The sequence below is a fragment of the Nocardia sp. CA-290969 genome (assembly GCF_050936135.1).
Taxonomy (GTDB): domain Bacteria; phylum Actinomycetota; class Actinomycetes; order Mycobacteriales; family Mycobacteriaceae; genus Nocardia.
Genome location: NZ_JBNJNJ010000001.1, coordinates 5,460,575 through 5,481,688, shown reverse-complemented (window position 1 = coordinate 5,481,688; position 21,114 = coordinate 5,460,575). Strand labels below are relative to the sequence as shown.

Here is a 21,114-nt window from a genome sequence, read left to right as displayed (position 1 = left end):
CTTGGATACACGCGAGAGCCGGCTCACCGCTCCCACACTGCCCGCCGGGCTCGAAGTTTCGGTCGAAGTACCCGCATCGAGTGCGAATCTCGGTCCCGGGTTCGATTCGCTGGGTATGGCGCTGGGTATCCACGACCGGATCGAGGTGCGCAGCACCGATTCCGGACTCGATATCCGGGTGGAGGGCGAAGGCGCCGACGAGGTGCCCTGGGGACCGCAGCACCTGGTGGTCCGCGCCATCGAACGCGGCCTGGAATCGGCCGGTGTCTGGGCCGACGGCCTGGAGGTGGTGTGCCGGAACGCGATTCCGCACTCCCGCGGGCTGGGCTCCTCGGCGGCAGCCGTGGTCGGCGGAATCGCCGCGGGCTGTGCGCTGGCCGCGAAATTCGATCCCGCCCTGGCCGTCGATACCGATCGAATGGTGCAGCTCGCCGCCGAATTCGAGGGGCATCCGGACAATGCGGCGGCCAGCGTGCTCGGCGGTATCGTCGTCTCCTGGACCGAGACCGGGCCGGGGCCCGAAGCCATCGGTGATATCGCTGCGCCGCAGCGGATCTACCGTGCGGTGCGTATCGACGGGCACGCCGGATTGCGTCCGGTGGTCCTGGTCCCCGAGGACAGATCGTCCACCGCGCAGACCCGTGGCCTGCTCCCGGAGCTGGTCGCGCATCGCGACGCGGCCTTCAACGTGAGCCGGGCCGCGCTGGCGGTGGTCGCGCTGACCCAGCGGCCCGACCTGCTGCTGCCCGCCACCGCGGACCGGCTGCACCAGACCCAGCGCGCACCCGCGCTGCCGCTGACCACCGCCTGGATCGAACGGTTGCGGGCCGCCGGGATCGCGGCTACGGTTTCTGGCGCCGGCCCCACCGTGCTTGCACTCGGGACCAGCGCTTTCCCCGACGAGCTGCGTGCGCGTGCCGCGGCGGACGGCCTACGGGTACTCGAGCCCGGCCTCGCGGAGGGCGTCCGGATCGCCTGACGGGCGCGTCCGCCTTGCCGAGGTTCGTAGTTGCCCGCTATCCTGGGCAAGTCCGTACATCGCGCGCATCAGACGCCGGTGCTTCATCAGGGCAATCGCTCCAGCAGGCTCCAGGCTCGAGCCTCCATGCCATGGGGGTGCCGCGCAGCCTCTGAACTGGAATGATCTCTTCCACCATTTTCCAGCGGTGGCGAAGCACCCGGTCCCGGAGGGGCAGGCGATACGGCTACAAATCCGAGTTCGACACTGCGTTCGGGCTACGGAACGAAACCCTCGACACAGCACACGGCCATCGAGGGAAGGAAAGGATCTCCGTGACAGATACGGACCTGCTCGCGACACCCGGGGTGGAATCCGACTCCGAACCCTCGGGCAAGCGCGAAAGTGACTCCGGACAGATTTCGAAGATGAGCGAAAACACCGACATCGGATCGGGGCTGACTGGAATGTTGTTGCCGCAGTTGCGCGCACTGGCAGGGGAACTCGGAATCAGAGGAACCTCCGGTATGCGCAAGGGTGATCTCATCGCCGCAATCAAGGAAAACCAGGCCGGTAGACCCGCCGCCGCGGAGCGCAACACCCGCGCGAAGGCTGCCAAGGAGCGTAAATCCGCGGAGCAGCCGCAGCCCGAGGCCGTACCCGCCATCACCGCGCCCGCCGCCGCTTCCGCCGCTCCGGCCGAAGCGCCCGCCCCCGCGCGGACCGAGTCCGAGAGCGCCGGCAATGCGTCCGGCGAGGCCAAGGCCGCGGACTCGCAGGCCACCACCAACGGTGCGGTGAGCACCAACGGCACCGCGAAAACCGACACCGGGGCCGAGGCCAAGGGCGATTCCAAGCCCGAGGCCAAGACCGAGACCAAAGCCGGCGAGTCCGAGGACACCGGCCGGGATTCCGGTCAGCGTGGCCGTGGCCGGCAGCGTCGCGGGCGCGACCAGCAGGGCAAGAACGCCGCCGATTCCGGCGAGCCCCGCACCGACGAGGCCAAGGGTGACGGCGCGAAATCCGACGCCAAATCCGACGGTAAGGATGCCGACCAGGGCGAACGCCGCCGTGATCGGAACCAGGGCGGGCAGCAGAACCAGGGCGATCAGCGCGGCTCCGGTGGTAACCGGGGCGGCGGCGACAACCGTGGCGCCGATAACCGTGGCGGCGACAGCCGTGGCGGCGACGACGAGGAAGGCGGCCGCGGCCGCCGGGGCCGTCGGTTCCGTGAGCGGCGCCGCGGTCGCGACCGCGAGGGCGGCGGCGGCGAGGCCCGCGAGCCCGAGATCCGGGAAGACGACGTTCTGCAGCCGGTCGCGGGCATCCTCGATGTCCTCGACAACTACGCGTTCGTGCGCACCTCCGGCTACCTGGCCGGGCCGAACGACGTCTACGTCTCGATGAACCTGGTCCGCAAGAACGGCCTGCGCCGCGGTGACGCGATCACCGGTGCGGTGCGCGCTCCGCGCGAGGGCGAACAGGCCAATCAGCGGCAGAAGTTCGATCCGCTGGTACGCCTGGACACCGTCAACGGCGCCGAGGTGGATGCGGCCAAACGGCGGCCCGATTTCAACAAGCTCACCCCGCTGTACCCCAATCAGCGGCTGCGGCTGGAAACCACGCCGAACAAGCTGACCACCCGGGTCATCGACCTGATCATGCCGATCGGTAAGGGCCAGCGTGCCCTGATCGTGTCGCCGCCGAAGGCGGGTAAGACCACGATCATGCAGGACATCGCGAACGCGATCGCGATCAACAACCCCGAGTGCTACCTCATGGTTGTCCTGGTCGACGAACGTCCCGAAGAGGTCACCGATATGCAGCGTTCGGTGAAGGGTGAGGTCATCGCCTCCACCTTCGACCGGCCGCCGTCGGATCACACCTCGGTCGCGGAGCTGGCCATCGAACGGGCCAAGCGCCTGGTCGAAATGGGTAAGGACGTGGTGGTCCTGCTCGACTCGATCACCCGCCTGGGTCGTGCGTACAACAACTCCTCGCCGGCTTCCGGGCGCATCCTGTCCGGTGGTGTCGATTCGACCGCGCTGTACCCGCCGAAGCGGTTCCTCGGCGCGGCGCGCAATATCGAGAACGGTGGCTCGCTGACGATCATCGCCACCGCCATGGTGGAAACCGGTTCGACCGGTGACACGGTGATCTTCGAGGAGTTCAAGGGCACCGGTAACGCCGAGCTCAAACTCGACCGCAAGATCGCCGAGCGGCGCGTATTCCCCGCGGTGGACGTCAACCCGTCCGGTACCCGCAAGGACGAGCTGCTGCTCAATGTCGACGAGGCCGCGGTCCTGCACAAGTTGCGGCGGGTGCTGTCCGGGCTGGATTCGCATCAGGCCATCGATCTGCTGATCGACCGGTTGAAGAAGAGCAAGAACAATCTGGAATTCCTGATGCAGGTCTCCAAGACTGCTCCAGGAGCCCTGGACGAATAAAAGGTGCCTTTCGCGCGGCGCCGAGGCCTCGAACGGACTCGGAGCCGCCGAATGTTCACCGAGTCGGCGTGGGCCGGCCCTGTACAGGGCCGGCCCACGTCTCGTTTCCGCCGGACACGCGTCCACGGGTATCCCTTGCCCACGCGGAACAAATACCGGGGGAGGTGCGTTGCAGGGGGCGTCGGAGGTTCTGGCATACTGGACCGCCGTGCGTCTGCGAACAGCGCAGACTCCCGCCTTAGTCGGTTCCGGTTCACGTTCGGCGAAATTGCGAACGACCCGGCGACCAATATCGAGAGGACATCCATGAAGGCAGGAATCCACCCGGCCTACGTCGACACCACTGTCGTCTGCGGTTGCGGTAATACGTTCCAGACCCGCTCCACCAAGGAATCCGGGCATATCACCGTCGAGGTCTGCTCGCAGTGCCACCCGTTCTACACCGGCAAGCAGAAGATCCTGGACACCGGTGGCCGTGTGGCCCGCTTCGAGGCCCGCTACGGCAAGCGCGCCAAGAAAGCCGACGCCGACACCAAGTAGCTTTCCCGCCAGCGCCCGGTCCTGCCTTTTCGCAGGCCGGGCGCTGGCGTTTTTGTGTCCGCCGTTTCCGCGTCGTCCGCTTCGAGTAGGAGTCTCGTTCCATGGCCGAGAAAACCGCACCGTCCGCCATCGACGATGTGCTGGCCGAATACGCCGGACTGGAGACCCAGCTGTCCGATCCCGCGTTGCACAACGATCCGGGGGCGGCCCGGCGGGTGGGGAAGCGGTTCGCCGAACTCGCACCCGTGATGACCACCTACAAAAAACTCGCCGCCACCCGCGACGATCTGGAGGCCGCGCGCGAACTGGCCGCCGACGATCCGGCGTTCGCCGCGGAGGTGCCGGGGCTCGAGGAACAGCTCGAAGAGCTGGAGAAACAACTCGCCGATCTACTGGCCCCGCGCGACCCGCACGACGGCGACGATGTGGTGCTGGAGGTGAAATCCGGTGAGGGCGGCGAGGAATCGGCGCTATTCGCCGCCGACCTCGCCCGTATGTACATCCGCTACGCCGAACGCCGCGGCTGGAAGGTCGAGGTACTCGACGCGGCGATCTCCGATCTCGGCGGGTACAAGGAAGCGACGCTGTCGATCAAGAGCCGCGACGCCGCGCGCGACGGGGTGTGGTCGCGGTTCAAATTCGAGGGCGGCGTGCACCGGGTGCAGCGGGTTCCGGTGACCGAATCGCAGGGCCGGGTGCACACCTCGGCGGCCGGCGTGCTCATCTACCCCGAGCCCGACGAAGTCGAGGAGGTGCAGATCGACGAGAACGATCTGCGTATCGACGTCTACCGCTCGTCCGGCAAGGGTGGCCAGGGCGTGAACACCACAGATTCGGCGGTCCGGATCACCCATCTGCCCACCGGCATCGTCGTCACCTGCCAGAACGAACGCTCCCAGCTGCAGAACAAGGCCCGCGCCATGCAGGTGCTGGCCGCGCGGCTGCAGGCGCTGGCCGAAGAACAGGCCGAGCAGGAAGCGGCTGAGGGCCGGGCGAGCCAGATCCGCACCGTCGACCGTTCGGAACGGATCCGCACCTACAACTTCCCGGAGAACCGCATCGCCGATCACCGCATCGGCTACAAGGCGCACAACCTCGACTCCGTGCTCAACGGCGATATGGACGCGCTGCTGGACGCCCTCGCCACCGCCGACCGCGCCGCCCGGATGGAACGGGAGTAACGGTTCGCGCCGCCGAACCGGCGGATATGGGGAAGAGTCGAGATATGACCCGTGTGCAGTTACGGCCCGTGCTCGCCGAGGCCGTCGAAACCCTCCGGGCGGCCGGGGTGGCGAGCCCGCGAGCCGATGCCGAACAGCTTGCCGCGCATGTGCTGGGAGTCGAACGCGGACGTCTGCTGCTCGCCCCGCTGATCGGCCCGGAACAGCTCGACGACTACCGCGCCCTGGTCGACCGTCGTGCCGAGCGGGTGCCGTTGCAGCATCTGACGGGGCAGGCGTCGATGGGTGAGATCGATCTCGAGGTCGGGCCGGGAGTCTTCGTGCCCCGCCCGGAAACCGAACTGCTTTTCGCGTGGGCGCTGGCCCGGCTGGAAACCGTCCCGCACGACCACACCCCGATCGTGGTGGACCTCTGCACGGGTTCGGGCGCGCTGGCGCTGGCGATCGCCCACGCCCGCCCGGACGCCGAGGTCCACGCGGTGGAACTGGACCCGGACGCCCTGCGCTGGGCCCGGCGCAACGCGGACCTGCGTAGTGCGGCCGGTGATACGCCGATCACCCTGCACCACGCCGATGTCACCGATCCCGGTCTGCTCACGGACCTGAACGGCCGCGTGGATCTCGTCGTCGCGAACCCGCCCTACATCCCCGAAGGCGCGGAATTGTCCCCCGAGGTCGCCGATCACGACCCGCACCGCGCCCTCTTCAGCGGCCCGGACGGATTGGACGTGATCCGCGCGCTGATCCCACTGATCGGCCGTCTCCTGCGACCGGGCGGGGGTGCCGCGATCGAGCACGACGACAGCAATGGTGGGGAACTGGCGCGCATGCTTGCAGCGGACGGACGATTCGGCGGCGTCACCGAACACCCGGACCTCGCCGGCAAACCGCGTTTTGTAGCCGCGGTGATACCAACGTGCGAGGCATGAAGATGCGCGTGTTCGGGTGATGGGCCGGTATTGATCTGGGCGTGCTGTGTCGCGGGGGTGAGGGGGAAATCCGCGCGGCCGGGGGCGGCGCAATACGATTGTCGCCGTGAGTACCGTCTACGACTGCGCCGAACCCGATTCGCGTGCCGCCGGCCTGGCCGCGGCCTCCAGTGCTCTGAAGTCGGGCCGGTTGGTCGTGATGCCCACCGACACCGTGTACGGGCTGGCGGCGGACGCGTTCGATTCGGCGGCCGTGGCCTCGCTGCTGGCGGCCAAGGGGCGGGGCCGGGATATGCCGGTGCCGGTGCTGGTGGGGTCCTGGAACACCATCGACGGTCTCGTCTTCTCGGTGCGGCCGCAGGCGCGGGATCTGATCCGGGCCTTCTGGCCGGGCGGGTTGAGCATCGTGGTGCAGCAGGCGCCGTCGCTGGCGTGGGATCTCGGCGACGCGCGGGGCACCGTGATGCTGCGGATGCCGTTGCATCCGGTGGCGCTGGAACTGTTGCAGGAGGTGGGTCCGCTGGCGGTGTCCAGCGCGAACATCTCCGGGCGGCCGGCGGCCGCGAATGTGACCCAGGCGCGTGAGCAGCTCGGTTCCCTGGTGGGTGTGTACCTCGACGGCGGTCCGGCGGAGCATGCCGTCGCGTCGACCATCGTCGACCTCACCGGTGATCAGCCGCGCATCCTGCGCGCGGGTGCGGTGTCCACCGAGGCGGTGGCCGAGGTGCTCGGCACCACCCCCGACGCGCTGATCGGATCAGCTGCGCGGTGAGTGAACCGGGCGGTGCGGAGGAACAGGCGGTAGCTGTGGTGACGGGGTGGTCGGCGCGATGACCGGGTCCGGTGCGGTTGTCCCGCTGCGCGAACTCCTGCTGGTACTGCTGATCTCGGCGGTGGTCACCTTCCTGGCCACCGGCGGTATCCGGACGCTGGCCATCGGGTTCGGCGCGGTGGCCATTCCGCGTGATCGTGACGTGCACGTCAAACCGATTCCGCGGATGGGTGGGGTCGGGATGTACATCGGCGTGGTGGCGGCCGTGTTGTTCGCCCACCAGCTGCCGGCGCTGCGCCGCGGGTTCGACTACCGGCCCGATATCGCGGCTGTCCTGGTGGCGGCGACGATCATCGTGGCGGTCGGCATCGTGGACGACCGCTGGGGCCTGGACGCGCTCACCAAATTCGCCGGTCAGGTCACCGCCGCGGGGGTGATGGCGGTGATGGGCCTGGGCTGGTACCTGATCTACGACCCGTTCAGCAACACCACCGTCGTACTCGACGGCCTGCAGGGCGGGCTGGTGACCGTCGCGGTGGCGGTCACCTTGATCAATGCCATGAACTTCGTGGACGGTCTGGACGGCCTGGCCGCGGGGCTGGGCCTGATCGCCTCGGTGGCGGTCTTCGCCTTCGCCATCGGCCTGCTCACCGAACAGGGCGGTTCCGTGGACAGCTACCCGCCGGCGCTGCTGGCCGCCGCGATGGCGGGCGCCTGCCTCGGTTTCCTGCCGCACAACTTCTCGCCCGCCCGGATCTTCATGGGCGATTCCGGGTCGATGCTGATCGGGCTGGTGCTGGCGGCCGTCTCCACCAGTGCGTCCGGCCGGATCCCGCTGCAGGGGTACGGGCCGCGCGATATCGTCGGCCTGCTCTCGCCGCTGCTGCTGGTGGGCGCGGTGATGTTCATCCCGGTTCTCGACCTGTTGCTGGCGATCGTGCGCCGGGTGCGGGCGGGGGTCAGCTTCTCGACACCGGACAAGATGCATCTGCACCACCGGCTGCTGCAGATCGGGCATTCGCAGCGCCGGGTGGTGCTGGTGATCTACCTGTGGGTCGGCATCCTCGCCTTCGGCGCGGTGGGCACCTCGGTGATGGACCGGCGCGTGGTGGTGGTGCTGATGGCCGCGGGCTTCCTGTTCGCGCTGGTGGTGACGGCTGTGCCGGGGCTGTGGCGTCGGCAGGCCAGACGGGACGCGGCGGGCTCGGCTACCGGTTCCGGGTAGAGTTCGGGCCGTGTCGACCAGTCCTGTCACCCCCGGCAACTCCTATCACCCCGATGCGCCGCTGCGCGCCGCGCTGCGCTACGGATTGATCGGCTGGGTCGTGCTGACAGTGCTCTCGGTCGTGGTGGCGACGCTCGCCGCCGGCGTCGAGGGCGCATGGGGCGCGCTGCTCGGCGCTGCGATCGGCGGCGGTTTCATTCTGACCACTGCCGCTGTCGTGCTTTTCGGGGCGAAGTTGCCACCCAACACGGCAGGTATGGTGATGCTTGCCAGCTGGGTGGGAAAACTGCTGGTCGCGCTGATCGTTATCGCGATTCTCAAGCAATTCGACTTCTACGATCCCGTCGCTTTGTTCCTGACCGTTGTCGGTGCGTTGATCATCGTCCTGGGTGCCGAGACTTACGGTGTATTACGGCAGAGGGTTCCCTACGTAGACGTGCCCGATCATGGTGCCGACGAGGGTCCCGAAACGCCCTGACCGGCATCTACGACAACTTGTCGTAGGTAACATCGCCCCCGCTACACGTTGTCGTAGATCTCTTGGTAAAGTCTTGGTAAGCAAGCGACTCAGTGAGGGGTCCCGGTAAAGGTCCTACGAGCTGCCGCTATGCTACTGCCGTGCCGGGCTTGTAGAGAGTTCGGTTCTGCATGTCGACGATGTCGCCGACACACGTACAGATGCCAGCGCGGGACCCCGCTACAGCTGCTGACGAACTTCGAGCCGACCTCAGTCGACCCACATTGATCGTCAATGTCCGATCGAACCGCGGGAAAGAAACATCCCGCGGCCCGAACACGGGAGAGAACGCTGAGCGTCACCACCTTGGCCGCGGAGTTTCACGCGCCGTCGCTAACCGACTTCTTCCCTCCGGCGGTGCTGTTCGAGGGAACTCCCTTCGAACTCGATCGGCTGATGCTGGTCCGGCTTCTGATGACCGCTGTGCTGGTCGCATTCCTGTTCCTGGCTTTCCGTAGCCCGCGCCTGGTGCCGAAGAAACTGCAGAGTATCGGCGAAATGGGGATGGTCTTCGTCAAGGAGCAGATCTGCGACGAGGTGCTCGGTAAGGAAACCGGCCGCAAGTTCTTCCCGCTCATCGCGACGATCTTCTTCACGGTCCTGTTCCTGAACTTCTCGGGTGTGATCCCCGGTCTGAATATCTCGTCGAACGCGCGTATCGGCATGCCGCTGGTACTGGCAGTGATCGCGTATATCGCGTTCAACTATGTGGGCATCAAGAAGTACGGCTTCGTGACCTATATGCGCAGCAGCATCGTGGTTCCGAATGTGCCGCCGGCGATGCACGTCCTGCTTATTCCGATCGAGTTCCTCTCGACCTTCATCCTGCGCCCGTTCACGCTGACCGTCCGACTCCTGGCGAATATGCTCGCCGGTCACATCATGCTGGTGCTGTTCTTCAGCGCGACCCAGTTCTTCCTGTTCGACGCGGACAACTGGATGAAGGTCTTCTCGCCCTTCTCGCTGCTGGGCGGCCTCGCGTTCACGCTTTTCGAGCTGCTGGTGATCGTCCTGCAGGCCTACGTGTTCGCGCTGCTGACCGCGGTGTACATCAGCCTCGCCGAGCACGCCGACGACCACTGACCGAAGACCGGACCAACCGATAAGAACCTGCTGCACCGCGCCGACCGGCGGGTGAGCAATAGAAAGGGAATGGAAGACTCATGAGCCTCTCGTACCTGGCCCAGGAAGCTGCCACCAACGAATCCACGCTGCGGGGCCTCGGCGCTGTCGGCTACGGTCTGGCCGCCATCGGCCCGGGCATCGGCGTCGGTATCGTCGTCGGTAAGGCGATCGAGGGCACTGCCCGCCAGCCCGAACTCGCCGGCCAGCTTCGGACCACCATGTTCCTCGGCATCGCGTTCACCGAAGCCCTGGCGCTGATCGGTCTCGTCGCCGGCTTCATCTTCTGATTCCGATGAACGAGTTCACTCTGCTCGCAGCGGAAGGGGAGGACATCAACCCTCTCATTCCGGCGACGTACGACATCGTCTGGTCGGCGGTCTGCGTGGCGATTATCGCCTTCGTGGTCTACAAGTACGCCGTTCCGCGCCTGATGAAGGTGCTGGACGAGCGCGCCGACAAGATCGAGGGTGGCATCGAACGGGCGGAGGCGGCACAGACCGAAGCCCAGGAGACGCTGCAGCAGTACCAGAAGCAGCTGGCCGACGCCCGCCTGGAAGCCGCGAAGATCCGCGAAGACGCCCGTACCCAGGGCCAGCAGATCCTCGCCCAGATGAAGGCCGACGCCCAGGCCGAGAGCGACCGTATCGTCGCGGCCGGGCATACCCAGCTGGAAGCCCAGCGCCAGCAGATCCTGACCGAGCTGCGCGCCGAGGTCGGCCGCACCGCGGTGGACCTGGCCGAGAAGATCATCGGGCAGTCGGTATCGGACGAGGCCAAGCAGGCCGCGACGATCGAGCGATTCCTCGATGAGATCGACCGGTCGGATGCCGGTATCGGGGTCGGAAGGTAACGACGGAGGCGTGAGAACCATGTACGCAGCAAGCCGTGAGGCCAGCTCCCGGTCCAAGGAGGCTCTTCGGGCCGCGCTGACCGGGAGCAACGGTGTCGCGGCAACGACGGGGTCCGAACTGTTCGCCGTTGTCGACGTACTGGACGACCAGCGTCCGCTGCGTGTGGCGCTCGCGGACGTGTCGGTGCCCGGTTCGGCCCGCGCCGAACTGAGCGAGCGGGTCTTCGGGAGCCGGGTCAGCGCTGCCACGCAGGCGGTGCTGACCACCGCGGTGGCCCAGGACTGGTCCCGCGCCCGCGACCTGGTCGACACCCTGGTCCTGCTCGGGCAGCTGGCGCTGCTGGAAGCAGCGTCCGAACAGGGCCGGCTGACCGCGGTCGAGGACGAACTGTTCCGGTTCGGCCGGATCATCAACGACAACCCGCAGCTCGAACAGGCCCTGTCCGATCGGGCCGCCTCCCCGGCGGCCAAACGGGAACTGCTCGGGCGGCTGCTGTCCGGCAAGACCGAGTCCATCACCCAGAGCCTGGCCGAACAGGTGGTGACCAGGCAGCGTTCCGGGATCGGTCCGGCGTTCGACGAGCTGTCCGATCTGGCCGCGGCCCGGCGGCAGCAGATCGTCGCCCATGTGCGGTCGGCGATCGAGCTGACCGATCCCCAGCGGGAGCGGCTGGCCGGCGCGCTGGGCCGCATCTACGGCAAGGCCGTCACCGTGCATATCGAAGTCGAGCCCGAGCTGCTGAGCGGTCTCGTCGTACGCATCGGCGACGATGTGATCGACGGCAGTGCGATCGGCCGACTGGAACGGCTGCGCCGCTCGCTCACCTAGCGGTACGCCACCGGAAACTCCGGCGCACCGGCCGCACCACACCCCCCGACATTCCAGACCAGAGACCGAGAGCAGGAAGAACATGGCGGAGCTGACGATCTCCTCCGACGAGATCCGTAGCGCGATCGAAAGCTACACCCAGAGCTACACCCCGGAAACCTCCATCGAGGAAGTCGGTGTCGTCACCGATACCAGTGACGGCATCGCGCATGTCAGCGGCCTGCCTTCGGCCATGGCCAACGAGCTGCTCGAATTCCCGGGTGGCGTGCTCGGCGTGGCGCTGAACCTCGAGGACCGTGAAATCGGTGCCGTCATCCTCGGCGAGTTCGCCGAGATCGAAGAGGGCCAGCAGGTGCGCCGCACCGGCGACGTGCTCTCGGTCCCGGTCGGCGACAATTTCCTGGGCCGCGTGGTGAACCCGCTCGGCCAGCCGATCGACGGTCTGGGTGAAATCGAATCCGACGAACGGCGTGTGCTGGAGCTGCAGGCCGCCACCGTGCTGGAACGCCAGCCGGTCGAGGAGCCGATGGCCACCGGTATCACCGCCATCGATGCGCTCACCGCGATCGGCCGCGGCCAGCGTCAGCTGGTCATCGGTGACCGTAAGACCGGTAAGACCGCGGTCTGCATCGACACCATCCTGAACCAGAAGGCCAACTGGGAGTCGGGCGATCCGGCCAAGCAGGTGCGCTGCATCTACGTGGCGATCGGCCAGAAGGGCTCCACCATCGCGGGCGTCAAGACCGCCCTCGAGGAGCACGGCGCGCTGGAGTACACCACCATCGTGGCCGCCCCGGCCTCCGATTCCGCCGGCTTCAAGTGGCTGGCCCCCTACACCGGTTCGGCCATCGGCCAGCACTGGATGTACCAGGGCAAGCACGTCCTGATCGTGTTCGACGATCTGACCAAGCAGGCCGAGGCCTACCGCGCCATCTCGCTGCTGCTGCGCCGTCCGCCGGGCCGCGAGGCCTACCCGGGTGACGTCTTCTACCTGCACTCGCGGCTGCTGGAGCGTTGCGCCAAGCTCTCCGACGAGATGGGCGGCGGTTCGATGACCGGCCTGCCGATCATCGAGACCAAGGCCAACGACATCTCGGCGTTCATCCCGACCAACGTCATCTCCATCACCGACGGTCAGGTCTTCCTCGAGTCCGACCTGTTCAACAAGGGTGTCCGCCCGGCGATCAACGTCGGTACCTCGGTCTCCCGTGTCGGTGGCGCCGCGCAGACCAAGGGTATGAAGAAGGTCGCCGGTTCGCTGCGTCTGGAAATGGCCCAGTACCGCGAGCTGGAGGCGTTCTCCGCCTTCGCCTCCGACCTGGACGCCGCGTCGCTGGCGCAGCTCGAGCGTGGTGCCCGCTGGGTGGAGCTGCTCAAGCAGGACCAGTACTCGCCGATTCCGGTCGAGGACCAGATCGTCTCGATCTTCCTGGTCGACGCCGGCTACTACGATTCGGTGCCGGTCGCCGATATCCGCCGCTTCAATGTCGAGCTGCTCGAGGATCTGCACGCCAACGCGGCCGATGCCTTTGCGAGCATCGCCGGCGGCAAGGTGCTGCAGGACGAGGCCGCCGAGCAGATCAAGACGGCCACCGACAAGTTCAAGCAGGGCTTCCTCGCCTCCGACGGCAGCCGCGTGGTGAACGAAGCCGAAGCCGGCGAACTGGCCCACGAAGAGGTCGAGTCGCTGTCGGTCACCCGCAAGCACGTCGAGAAGTAGACCGGGCGAACCATGCGCTGTTTTCCTGTAACGCCACGAACGAAGGGAGTGTGAACCGCCGATGGCTACCTTGCGCGAGCTGCGCTCCCGTATTCGTGGTATCAACTCGATCAAGAAGATCACCAAGGCCCAGGAACTGATCGCGACCTCGCGTATCACCAAGGCCCAGGCTCGAGTCGCGGCCGCCAAGCCGTACTCCGAGGAGATCACCAAGGCGGTCGCGGAACTGGCGAGTGCGTCGAAGAATCTGTCGCACCCGCTGCTCACCGAGCGTCCCGACCCCAAGCGTGCCGCGGTACTGGTGATCACCAGCGACAGCGGTCAGTGCGGCGGTTACAACTCCAATGTGCTCAAACGCGCCGAGGAGCTGATGACCAACCTGCGCGGCGAGGGCAAGGAACCGGTGCTCTACGTCATGGGCAACAAAGGCCTGACGTACTACACCTTCCGCAACCGCCGGCCGGTCGCCTCGTGGACCGGGTTCTCCCAGCAGCCGACCTACCCCGACGCCTCGGCGGCCTGCAACCACCTGGTGGACAGCTTCATGGCCGGCTCCACGGGTGAGGTCGAGGCACCGGACGGTACCGGTCCGATCGCGGGCGTCGACGAACTCCACATCGTCTACACCCGGTTCGTGAGCATGCTGTCGCAGACGCCGGAGGTGCGCCGCATGGCGCCGATCCAGATCTCCTTCGTCGACGAGAACTTCGATCTGGGCAAGGACATGATGTCCGATTCGCCCACGGCCGAGGTGCACGCACAGTACGAATTCGAGCCCGACGCCGATGTGCTGCTGGCGGCCCTGCTGCCCAAGTACATCAATACGCGGATCTACGCGTCGTTGCTCGACGCAGCGGCATCCGAGCACGCCGCTCGGCGCACCGCAATGAAGGCGGCCACCGACAACGCCAACGAGTTGGCGAGTTCCCTGTCCCGGCAGGCGAACTCGTTGCGGCAGGCCAACATCACGCAGGAAATCAGCGAAATCGTCGGCGGCGTGAACGCCCTGGCGGCCAGCTCGGAACGCGACTGAGACGCAGGAAGAGAACCCAAGAAATGACCGCAGCTGTTACTCGAGAAGACTCGAGCCGGACCAGCGCCGCCAGTGGCCGCGTGGTCCGCGTCATCGGCCCCGTCGTGGACGTCGAGTTCCCGCGGGGCTCCATCCCCGAACTGTTCAACGCCCTCTCCGCCGAGATCACCCTGAAGTCGGTGGCCAAGACGCTGACCCTCGAGGTCGCCCAGCACCTCGGTGACAACATCGTGCGCACCATCTCGATGCAGCCCACCGACGGCCTGGTCCGTGGCGCCGAGGTCCGTGACTCCGGTAAGCCGATCTCGGTGCCGGTCGGCGATGTCGTCAAAGGCCACGTGTTCAACGCCCTGGGCGACTGCCTCGACAGCCCCGGCCTGGGCCGCGACGGCGAGCAGTGGGGTATCCACCGCAAGCCGCCGAGCTTCGACCAGCTCGAGGGCAAGACCGAAATCCTCGAGACCGGCGTCAAGGTGCTCGACCTGCTGACCCCGTACGTGAAGGGCGGCAAGATCGGCCTGTTCGGTGGTGCCGGTGTCGGCAAGACCGTGCTGATCCAGGAGATGATCACCCGTATCGCGCGGGAGTTCTCCGGTACCTCGGTGTTCGCCGGTGTCGGTGAGCGCACCCGTGAGGGCACCGACCTGCACCTGGAAATGGAAGAGATGGGCGTCCTCCAGGACACCGCCCTCGTCTTCGGCCAGATGGACGAGCCGCCGGGCACCCGTATGCGCGTCGCCCTGTCGGCGCTGACCATGGCGGAATACTTCCGCGATGTGAAGCACCAGGACGTGCTGCTGTTCATCGACAACATCTTCCGGTTCACCCAGGCCGGTTCCGAGGTTTCGACCCTGCTGGGTCGTATGCCGTCGGCTGTCGGTTACCAGCCCACCCTGGCCGACGAGATGGGCGAACTGCAGGAGCGGATCACCTCGACCCGTGGTCGTTCGATCACCTCCCTGCAGGCGATCTACGTCCCCGCCGACGACTACACCGACCCGGCGCCGGCGACCACCTTCGCCCACCTGGACGCGACGACCGAGCTCTCCCGCCCGATCTCGCAAAAGGGCATCTACCCGGCCGTCGACCCGCTGACCTCGACCTCTCGTATCCTCGAGGCCTCGATCGTCGGCGACCGGCACTTCGCGGTGGCCAACGAGGTGAAGCGGATCCTGCAGAAGTACAAGGAACTGCAGGACATCATCGCCATCCTCGGTATGGACGAGCTCTCCGAAGAGGACAAGGTCCTCGTCGGCCGGGCCCGCCGGCTGGAGAAGTTCCTCGGCCAGAACTTCATCGTGGCCGAGAAGTTCACCGGTCAGCCCGGTTCGGTCGTGCCGCTGGAACAGACCATCGACGACTTCGACCGGGTCTGCAAGGGCGAATTCGACCACTTCCCGGAGCAGGCGTTCAACAGCTGTGGCGGTCTCGACGATGTCGAGGCGGCCGCGAAGAAGATCGCCGGAAAGTAGTCCTTCATGGCGGATATGTCAGTTGATTTCGTCGCGGTGGAGCGGCGGCTCTGGTCGGGCCGGGCGAGTTTCGTCAGCGCCCAGACCACCGAGGGCCAGATCGGCATCATGGCGGGTCACGAACCCCTGCTCGGACAGTTGGTCGAGGGTGGCACGGTGACCATCGTCGATACCGAGGGCAATCGGGTCGTGGCCGCGGTACACGGCGGGTTCTTCTCGGTCACCGCGAACACCGTGCGGGTTCTCGCCGAGAGTGCCGAGTTCGCCACCGAGGTCGATGTCGACGCGGCGCGCAAGGTGCTGAACGAGGGCTCGGCAACGCCTGCGGACCAGCTGGCCGCGCAGGCCCGGGTCCGCGCTGTCGAACAGGCCGCGACTTCCTGATCTCGCGGGCGAGAAGTCAACAGAATATTTCGGCTCCGGCCGGTACGGAATATCCCGTACCGGCCGGAGCCGTTCCTCGTTGTGGCGCCCCGCCGGGGGCCCGCACAGCCCAGCCGGTTCGATGACCTCGCATTACCGAGACATCCGCGTGCCATTTGTAAACTGGTTCGTGGTTGAATGGCGAGGGGCGCATCGGCCGAGCCGAGCCGGCGATCGCCTCGGATGAGCGAAGGGATGTGCGGCATTGCAGACCGGAATGGTGCTTGCGATCATTCTGGTTGTCGTGCTGGTCGCACTAGCTCTTATTTCGACATACCGCCTGGTTATGCTGCGGCGCGGCGGCACTGCGGCCATTCTGCGAGTACTACCTGCCAAGGGCGGGGAGCGCTGGCGCCACGGTGTCATCCGCTACGACGAGGACCATCTCGTCTTCTTCAAACTCACCAGTCTCAAACTCGGCGCCGATTCGGTGATCAGGCGGCGCGGGATCGAGATCGGCGACCGCCGCGGCCCGCGGGGTGACGAGTACGACATCATGACCGACGAGATCTCGGTGGTCGGCGTATCGGACCGCAGCGGCGATTACGAACTGGCGCTCGATCGTGCCGCCCTCACCGCGTTTCTGTCGTGGGTCGAGTCACGTCCTTCCGAACGCGCCCGCCGGCTGCGCGGCCACTGACCGGCGTACCGAGGGCCCGGCGGCGCACATGCGCAGCCGCGGTAACCGGGTCGGTACCGCGGCGAGCGTTTAGGGTGGTCCTGTGAGCGTGCATCTGACGCGGATCTACACCCGAACCGGCGACGACGGGACCACCGGCCTCAGCGACTTCTCCCGGGTCGCCAAAACCGATGCCCGGCTGGTCGCCTATGCCGACTGCGACGAGGCGAATGCGGCGCTCGGTGTGGCGATCGCGCTGGGTAGCCCCGGCGAGCAGCTGGTGGCGGTATTGCGCCGCATCCAGAACGATCTCTTCGACGCCGGTGCGGATCTGTCGACCCCGGTGGTGCCGGACCCGAAATATCCGCCGCTGCGCATTACCGAGGCCTATATCGAACGCCTGGAAACCTGGTGTGACGAATTCAATGCCGAACTGGCACCGCTGCATTCGTTCATCCTGCCCGGCGGTACCCCGCTCGCCGCACTGCTGCACACGGCCCGCACCGTCGTCCGCCGGGCCGAGCGCTCGGCGTGGGCGGCGGTACAGGCCCACCCCGGCGATACCAGCGTCCTGCCGGCGAAGTACCTCAACCGGCTGTCGGATCTGTTGTTCATCCTCAGCCGCTACACCAACCCCGACGGCGATGTCCTCTGGCAGCCCGGCGGCGGCCGGGCTGCGACCGATCCGGCCGCGGCCCCGCGGACCGCTGGTAACGAGGCCGGATCGGACCCCGGTACCTCATCGGGATCCTGAGGGGCCCGGTTCCGGCGGTCGCGGTCGGTACCGGGTGGCCGCGGGGCCGGTGTCCGGTTTTTCTCCTGGGCGTATTCGCGCGACCGACGTACTCGCGCGCACGTCTGCGCTCTATCCTTGCACTCACTGGTGCGCCGAATACTCGGAGAGGCGGCATGGAACGGTTTTTGGTAACTGGCGGCAACCGGCTGGTCGGTGAGGTCTCGGTCGGAGGCGCCAAGAACAGCGTCCTGAAACTGATGGCCGCTGCCCTGCTCACCGAAGGCACCACCACCATCACGAACTGCCCGGACATCCTGGACGTTCCCTTGATGGCGGAGGTCCTGCGCGGTCTCGGCTGCGATGTCACCATCACCGGCGACGTCGTCACCATCGACACCCCGGCCGAACCCAAATATCACGCCGATTTCCCGGCGGTGACCCAGTTCCGGGCCTCGGTCTGTGTGCTGGGCCCGCTGATGGCCCGGTGTAAGCGCGCGGTGGTCGCGCTGCCCGGCGGTGACGCGATCGGTTCGCGTCCCCTCGATATGCACCAGGCCGGCCTGCGCCTGCTGGGGGCGACGAGCGAGATCGAGCACGGCTGCGTCGTGGCGCGCGCCGACGAACTGCAGGGTGCGCGGATCCGGCTCGACTTCCCCTCGGTCGGTGCCACCGAGAACATCCTGATGGCCGCGGTCCTCGCGCAGGGGGAGACCGTGATCGACAATGCGGCCCGGGAACCCGACATCGTCGACCTGTGCACGATGCTCACCCAGATGGGGGCCCGGATCCGCGGCGCCGGCACCTCGGTGCTGACCATCCAGGGCGTGAAACGGCTTTCGCCGACCACCCACCGGGTGATCGGGGACCGTATCGTCGCCGCGACCTGGGGTATCGCCGCGGCCATGACGATGGGCGATGTGCGGGTGACCGGGGTGAATCCCCAGCATTTGGCACTGGTCCTGGACAAGCTGCGCTCGGCCGGCGCGCGTATCTCGTTCGAACAGGACGGTTTCCGGGTGATCCAGGCCGACCGGCCGCGGGCGGTGAACTTCTCGACCCTGCCCTTCCCCGGATTCCCGACCGATCTGCAACCGATGGCGATCGGGCTCGCGTCGATCGCCGACGGCACGTCGATGATCACGGAAAACGTGTTCGAGGCACGGTTCCGGTTCGTCGAAGAGATGATCCGGCTCGGCGCCGACGCCCGCACCGATGGGCACCATGCCGTGGTCCGCGGGATTCCGCGGTTGTCCAGTGCGCCGGTCTGGTCGTCCGATATTCGCGCCGGCGCGGGACTGGTGCTTGCCGGACTCGTCGCCGACGGCGTCACCGAAGTCCACGACGTATTCCACATCGACCGCGGATATCCCGCATTCGTCGAAAAGCTGCAGGCGCTCGGGGCCGAGGTGGAACGCGTGGGTACGCCGGCATGAAGTTTCCGAGTCGCACGGGGCGCGTGGGCATTACGAAAGCTTCGCGATTTACCCGCTCTGACCAGGCGATTTGACATCGAATTGGATGCCACGTAACTTTATCCAAGTCAGAGCGACACGGACACCGACCCGGGGCCCGGAGCGAGGCGGAAACGCCGAGCCGGAGGGACCAGGGAAACGAGGTAGGACGAGGAGCGCCTGGCGATCACACTGGCTCCGCCGGAACCCCCGATTTGCAATCGGGAAAACGGATGAGCTAAGCTTGAGAAGTTGCCTCACAGAAGCACCGGCTAGCCCGGATGTCGAAGTGTGTGCGTGTGTTCTTTGAGAACTCAATAGTGTGTTGATGAATGTCAGTGCCAAATATTTAATTTGGTTTCGGTTCTTCATACCCCCGTGTGGAGGGCCGAACATTTAAGTCAGCTAAATTCCAGCTGGCGATTGTTTTGCTAGGTTTTCGGACTCTAGTTTGTACTTTTGATTGCGCCTTCGGGTGTGATTGTGAGTCTTCAACGGAGAGTTTGATCCTGGCTCAGGACGAACGCTGGCGGCGTGCTTAACACATGCAAGTCGAGCGGTAAGGCCCTTCGGGGTACACGAGCGGCGAACGGGTGAGTAACACGTGGGTGATCTGCCTTGCACTCTGGGATAAGCCTGGGAAACTGGGTCTAATACCGGATATGACCTGCAGTTGCATGACTGTGGGTGGAAAGATTTATCGGTGCAAGATGAGCCCGCGGCCTATCAGCTTGTTGGTGGGGTAATGGCCTACCAAGGCGACGACGGGTAGCCGGCCTGAGAGGGCGACCGGCCACACTGGGACTGAGACACGGCCCAGACTCCTACGGGAGGCAGCAGTGGGGAATATTGCACAATGGGCGGAAGCCTGATGCAGCGACGCCGCGTGAGGGATGACGGCCTTCGGGTTGTAAACCTCTTTCGACTCCGACGAAGCGAAAGTGACGGTAGGAGTATAAGAAGCACCGGCCAACTACGTGCCAGCAGCCGCGGTAATACGTAGGGTGCGAGCGTTGTCCGGAATTACTGGGCGTAAAGAGCTTGTAGGCGGCTTGTCGCGTCGATCGTGAAAACTCGGGGCTCAACCCCGAGCTTGCGGTCGATACGGGCAGGCTTGAGTACTTCAGGGGAGACTGGAATTCCTGGTGTAGCGGTGAAATGCGCAGATATCAGGAGGAACACCGGTGGCGAAGGCGGGTCTCTGGGAAGTAACTGACGCTGAGAAGCGAAAGCGTGGGTAGCGAACAGGATTAGATACCCTGGTAGTCCACGCCGTAAACGGTGGGTACTAGGTGTGGGTTTCCTTCCACGGGATCCGTGCCGTAGCTAACGCATTAAGTACCCCGCCTGGGGAGTACGGCCGCAAGGCTAAAACTCAAAGGAATTGACGGGGGCCCGCACAAGCGGCGGAGCATGTGGATTAATTCGATGCAACGCGAAGAACCTTACCTGGGTTTGACATACACCGGAAACCTGCAGAGATGTAGGCCCCCTTGTGGTCGGTGTACAGGTGGTGCATGGCTGTCGTCAGCTCGTGTCGTGAGATGTTGGGTTAAGTCCCGCAACGAGCGCAACCCTTATCTTATGTTGCCAGCGCGTAATGGCGGGGACTCGTGAGAGACTGCCGGGGTCAACTCGGAGGAAGGTGGGGACGACGTCAAGTCATCATGCCCCTTATGTCCAGGGCTTCACACATGCTACAATGGCCGGTACAGAGGGCTGCGATACCGTGAGGTGGAGCGAATCCCTTAAAGCCGGTCTCAGTTCGGATCGGGGTCTGCAACTCGACCCCGTGAAGTTGGAGTCGCTAGTAATCGCAGATCAGCAACGCTGCGGTGAATACGTTCCCGGGCCTTGTACACACCGCCCGTCACGTCATGAAAGTCGGTAACACCCGAAGCCGGTGGCCTAACCCTTGTGGAGGGAGCCGTCGAAGGTGGGATCGGCGATTGGGACGAAGTCGTAACAAGGTAGCCGTACCGGAAGGTGCGGCTGGATCACCTCCTTTCTAAGGAGCATTCTCCACGCCGGCTCGAAGAGTCGAGATCCGGTTGTGGCAGAGGCCGTTCATGTCCCCGACTGTGGGACTGCGGTTGCTCATGGGTGGAACGCTGACAATCTCCATCACAAACGGCTGAGACTCTGTTCTCGGTGCTGGTGGATATATCAACACACTGTTGGGTCCTGAAAGAACAGACGTTCTTTCCAGGCAAAAAACGATCTGCTCGGATTTTCTGAGATACTGCTGGCTTGGCCGGTAAGTCCTGATGTTCGATTCGAGTGGGTG

18 protein-coding genes, 1 rRNA gene and 1 pseudogene are annotated in these 21,114 nt (G+C 65.8%); all 20 read left to right on the top strand.

Going from position 1 to position 21,114, the window contains the following annotated elements:
- The first annotated feature begins 1 nt into the window (after nucleotide 1).
- Nucleotides 2-979 carry a homoserine kinase gene (gene thrB / locus ACQEVO_RS25165; protein ID WP_432917782.1) on the top strand — a complete coding sequence of 326 codons (978 nt, stop codon included), beginning with the start codon at nucleotides 2-4 and terminating at the stop codon, nucleotides 977-979.
- A gap of 407 nt (nucleotides 980-1,386) precedes the next feature.
- The gene (gene rho / locus ACQEVO_RS25160; protein ID WP_432917779.1) at nucleotides 1,387-3,405 is read left to right on the top strand and encodes a transcription termination factor Rho; all 2,019 of its coding nucleotides are present in this window, start codon (nucleotides 1,387-1,389) and stop codon (nucleotides 3,403-3,405) included.
- Nucleotides 3,406-3,711: 306 nt separating this feature from the next.
- Nucleotides 3,712-3,945, top strand: a complete 234-nt coding sequence (gene rpmE / locus ACQEVO_RS25155; protein WP_432917776.1) for a 50S ribosomal protein L31 — start codon at nucleotides 3,712-3,714, stop codon at nucleotides 3,943-3,945.
- A gap of 101 nt (nucleotides 3,946-4,046) precedes the next feature.
- Nucleotides 4,047-5,126 carry a peptide chain release factor 1 gene (gene prfA, locus ACQEVO_RS25150; RefSeq protein WP_432917773.1) on the top strand — a complete coding sequence of 360 codons (1,080 nt, stop codon included), beginning with the start codon at nucleotides 4,047-4,049 and terminating at the stop codon, nucleotides 5,124-5,126.
- A gap of 44 nt (nucleotides 5,127-5,170) precedes the next feature.
- On the top strand, nucleotides 5,171-6,055 hold the full coding sequence (prmC, locus tag ACQEVO_RS25145; RefSeq protein ID WP_432917770.1) for a peptide chain release factor N(5)-glutamine methyltransferase: 885 nt from the start codon (nucleotides 5,171-5,173) through the stop codon (nucleotides 6,053-6,055).
- A 106-nt stretch (nucleotides 6,056-6,161) separates the two neighbouring features.
- Nucleotides 6,162-6,827 (top strand): L-threonylcarbamoyladenylate synthase, encoded by a 666-nt coding sequence (locus ACQEVO_RS25140; RefSeq protein WP_432917767.1) that lies wholly within the window; start codon nucleotides 6,162-6,164, stop codon nucleotides 6,825-6,827.
- Nucleotides 6,828-6,885: 58 nt separating this feature from the next.
- Nucleotides 6,886-8,052: an MraY family glycosyltransferase gene (locus tag ACQEVO_RS25135; RefSeq protein ID WP_432917764.1), complete on the top strand. Its 1,167-nt coding sequence runs from the start codon at nucleotides 6,886-6,888 to the stop codon at nucleotides 8,050-8,052.
- A 10-nt stretch (nucleotides 8,053-8,062) separates the two neighbouring features.
- On the top strand, nucleotides 8,063-8,530 hold the full coding sequence (locus ACQEVO_RS25130) for a hypothetical protein (RefSeq protein ID WP_432917761.1): 468 nt from the start codon (nucleotides 8,063-8,065) through the stop codon (nucleotides 8,528-8,530).
- Between the two features lie 273 nt (nucleotides 8,531-8,803).
- Nucleotides 8,804-9,652, top strand: a complete 849-nt coding sequence (gene atpB, locus ACQEVO_RS25125; protein WP_432917758.1) for a F0F1 ATP synthase subunit A — start codon at nucleotides 8,804-8,806, stop codon at nucleotides 9,650-9,652.
- A gap of 80 nt (nucleotides 9,653-9,732) precedes the next feature.
- Nucleotides 9,733-9,981, top strand: coding sequence for an ATP synthase F0 subunit C (locus ACQEVO_RS25120; protein ID WP_432917756.1), 249 nt, complete (start codon nucleotides 9,733-9,735; stop codon nucleotides 9,979-9,981).
- 5 nt (nucleotides 9,982-9,986) lie between these two features.
- On the top strand, nucleotides 9,987-10,544 hold the full coding sequence (locus ACQEVO_RS25115) for a F0F1 ATP synthase subunit B (RefSeq protein ID WP_432917753.1): 558 nt from the start codon (nucleotides 9,987-9,989) through the stop codon (nucleotides 10,542-10,544).
- A gap of 19 nt (nucleotides 10,545-10,563) precedes the next feature.
- Nucleotides 10,564-11,373 (top strand): F0F1 ATP synthase subunit delta, encoded by an 810-nt coding sequence (locus ACQEVO_RS25110; RefSeq protein WP_432917750.1) that lies wholly within the window; start codon nucleotides 10,564-10,566, stop codon nucleotides 11,371-11,373.
- A gap of 82 nt (nucleotides 11,374-11,455) precedes the next feature.
- Nucleotides 11,456-13,093 carry a F0F1 ATP synthase subunit alpha gene (gene atpA, locus ACQEVO_RS25105; RefSeq protein ID WP_432922988.1) on the top strand — a complete coding sequence of 546 codons (1,638 nt, stop codon included), beginning with the start codon at nucleotides 11,456-11,458 and terminating at the stop codon, nucleotides 13,091-13,093.
- A 61-nt stretch (nucleotides 13,094-13,154) separates the two neighbouring features.
- Nucleotides 13,155-14,126, top strand: coding sequence for a F0F1 ATP synthase subunit gamma (locus ACQEVO_RS25100; RefSeq protein ID WP_432917747.1), 972 nt, complete (start codon nucleotides 13,155-13,157; stop codon nucleotides 14,124-14,126).
- Between the two features lie 23 nt (nucleotides 14,127-14,149).
- Nucleotides 14,150-15,598 carry a F0F1 ATP synthase subunit beta gene (atpD, locus tag ACQEVO_RS25095; protein WP_432917744.1) on the top strand — a complete coding sequence of 483 codons (1,449 nt, stop codon included), beginning with the start codon at nucleotides 14,150-14,152 and terminating at the stop codon, nucleotides 15,596-15,598.
- A 6-nt stretch (nucleotides 15,599-15,604) separates the two neighbouring features.
- Nucleotides 15,605-15,982, top strand: coding sequence for a F0F1 ATP synthase subunit epsilon (locus ACQEVO_RS25090; protein ID WP_432917741.1), 378 nt, complete (start codon nucleotides 15,605-15,607; stop codon nucleotides 15,980-15,982).
- A 256-nt stretch (nucleotides 15,983-16,238) separates the two neighbouring features.
- Complete coding sequence (locus ACQEVO_RS25085; protein WP_432922985.1) at nucleotides 16,239-16,661, top strand: DUF2550 domain-containing protein; 423 nt, start codon at nucleotides 16,239-16,241, stop codon at nucleotides 16,659-16,661.
- Between the two features lie 82 nt (nucleotides 16,662-16,743).
- Nucleotides 16,744-17,322, top strand: a pseudogene (locus tag ACQEVO_RS25080) (cob(I)yrinic acid a,c-diamide adenosyltransferase); the annotation flags it as partial.
- Between the two features lie 227 nt (nucleotides 17,323-17,549).
- Nucleotides 17,550-18,809, top strand: a complete 1,260-nt coding sequence (gene murA, locus ACQEVO_RS25075; protein WP_432917738.1) for a UDP-N-acetylglucosamine 1-carboxyvinyltransferase — start codon at nucleotides 17,550-17,552, stop codon at nucleotides 18,807-18,809.
- Nucleotides 18,810-19,318: 509 nt separating this feature from the next.
- A 16S ribosomal RNA gene (locus ACQEVO_RS25070) occupies nucleotides 19,319-20,835 on the top strand.
- The last annotated feature ends 279 nt before the right edge of the window (nucleotides 20,836-21,114 follow it).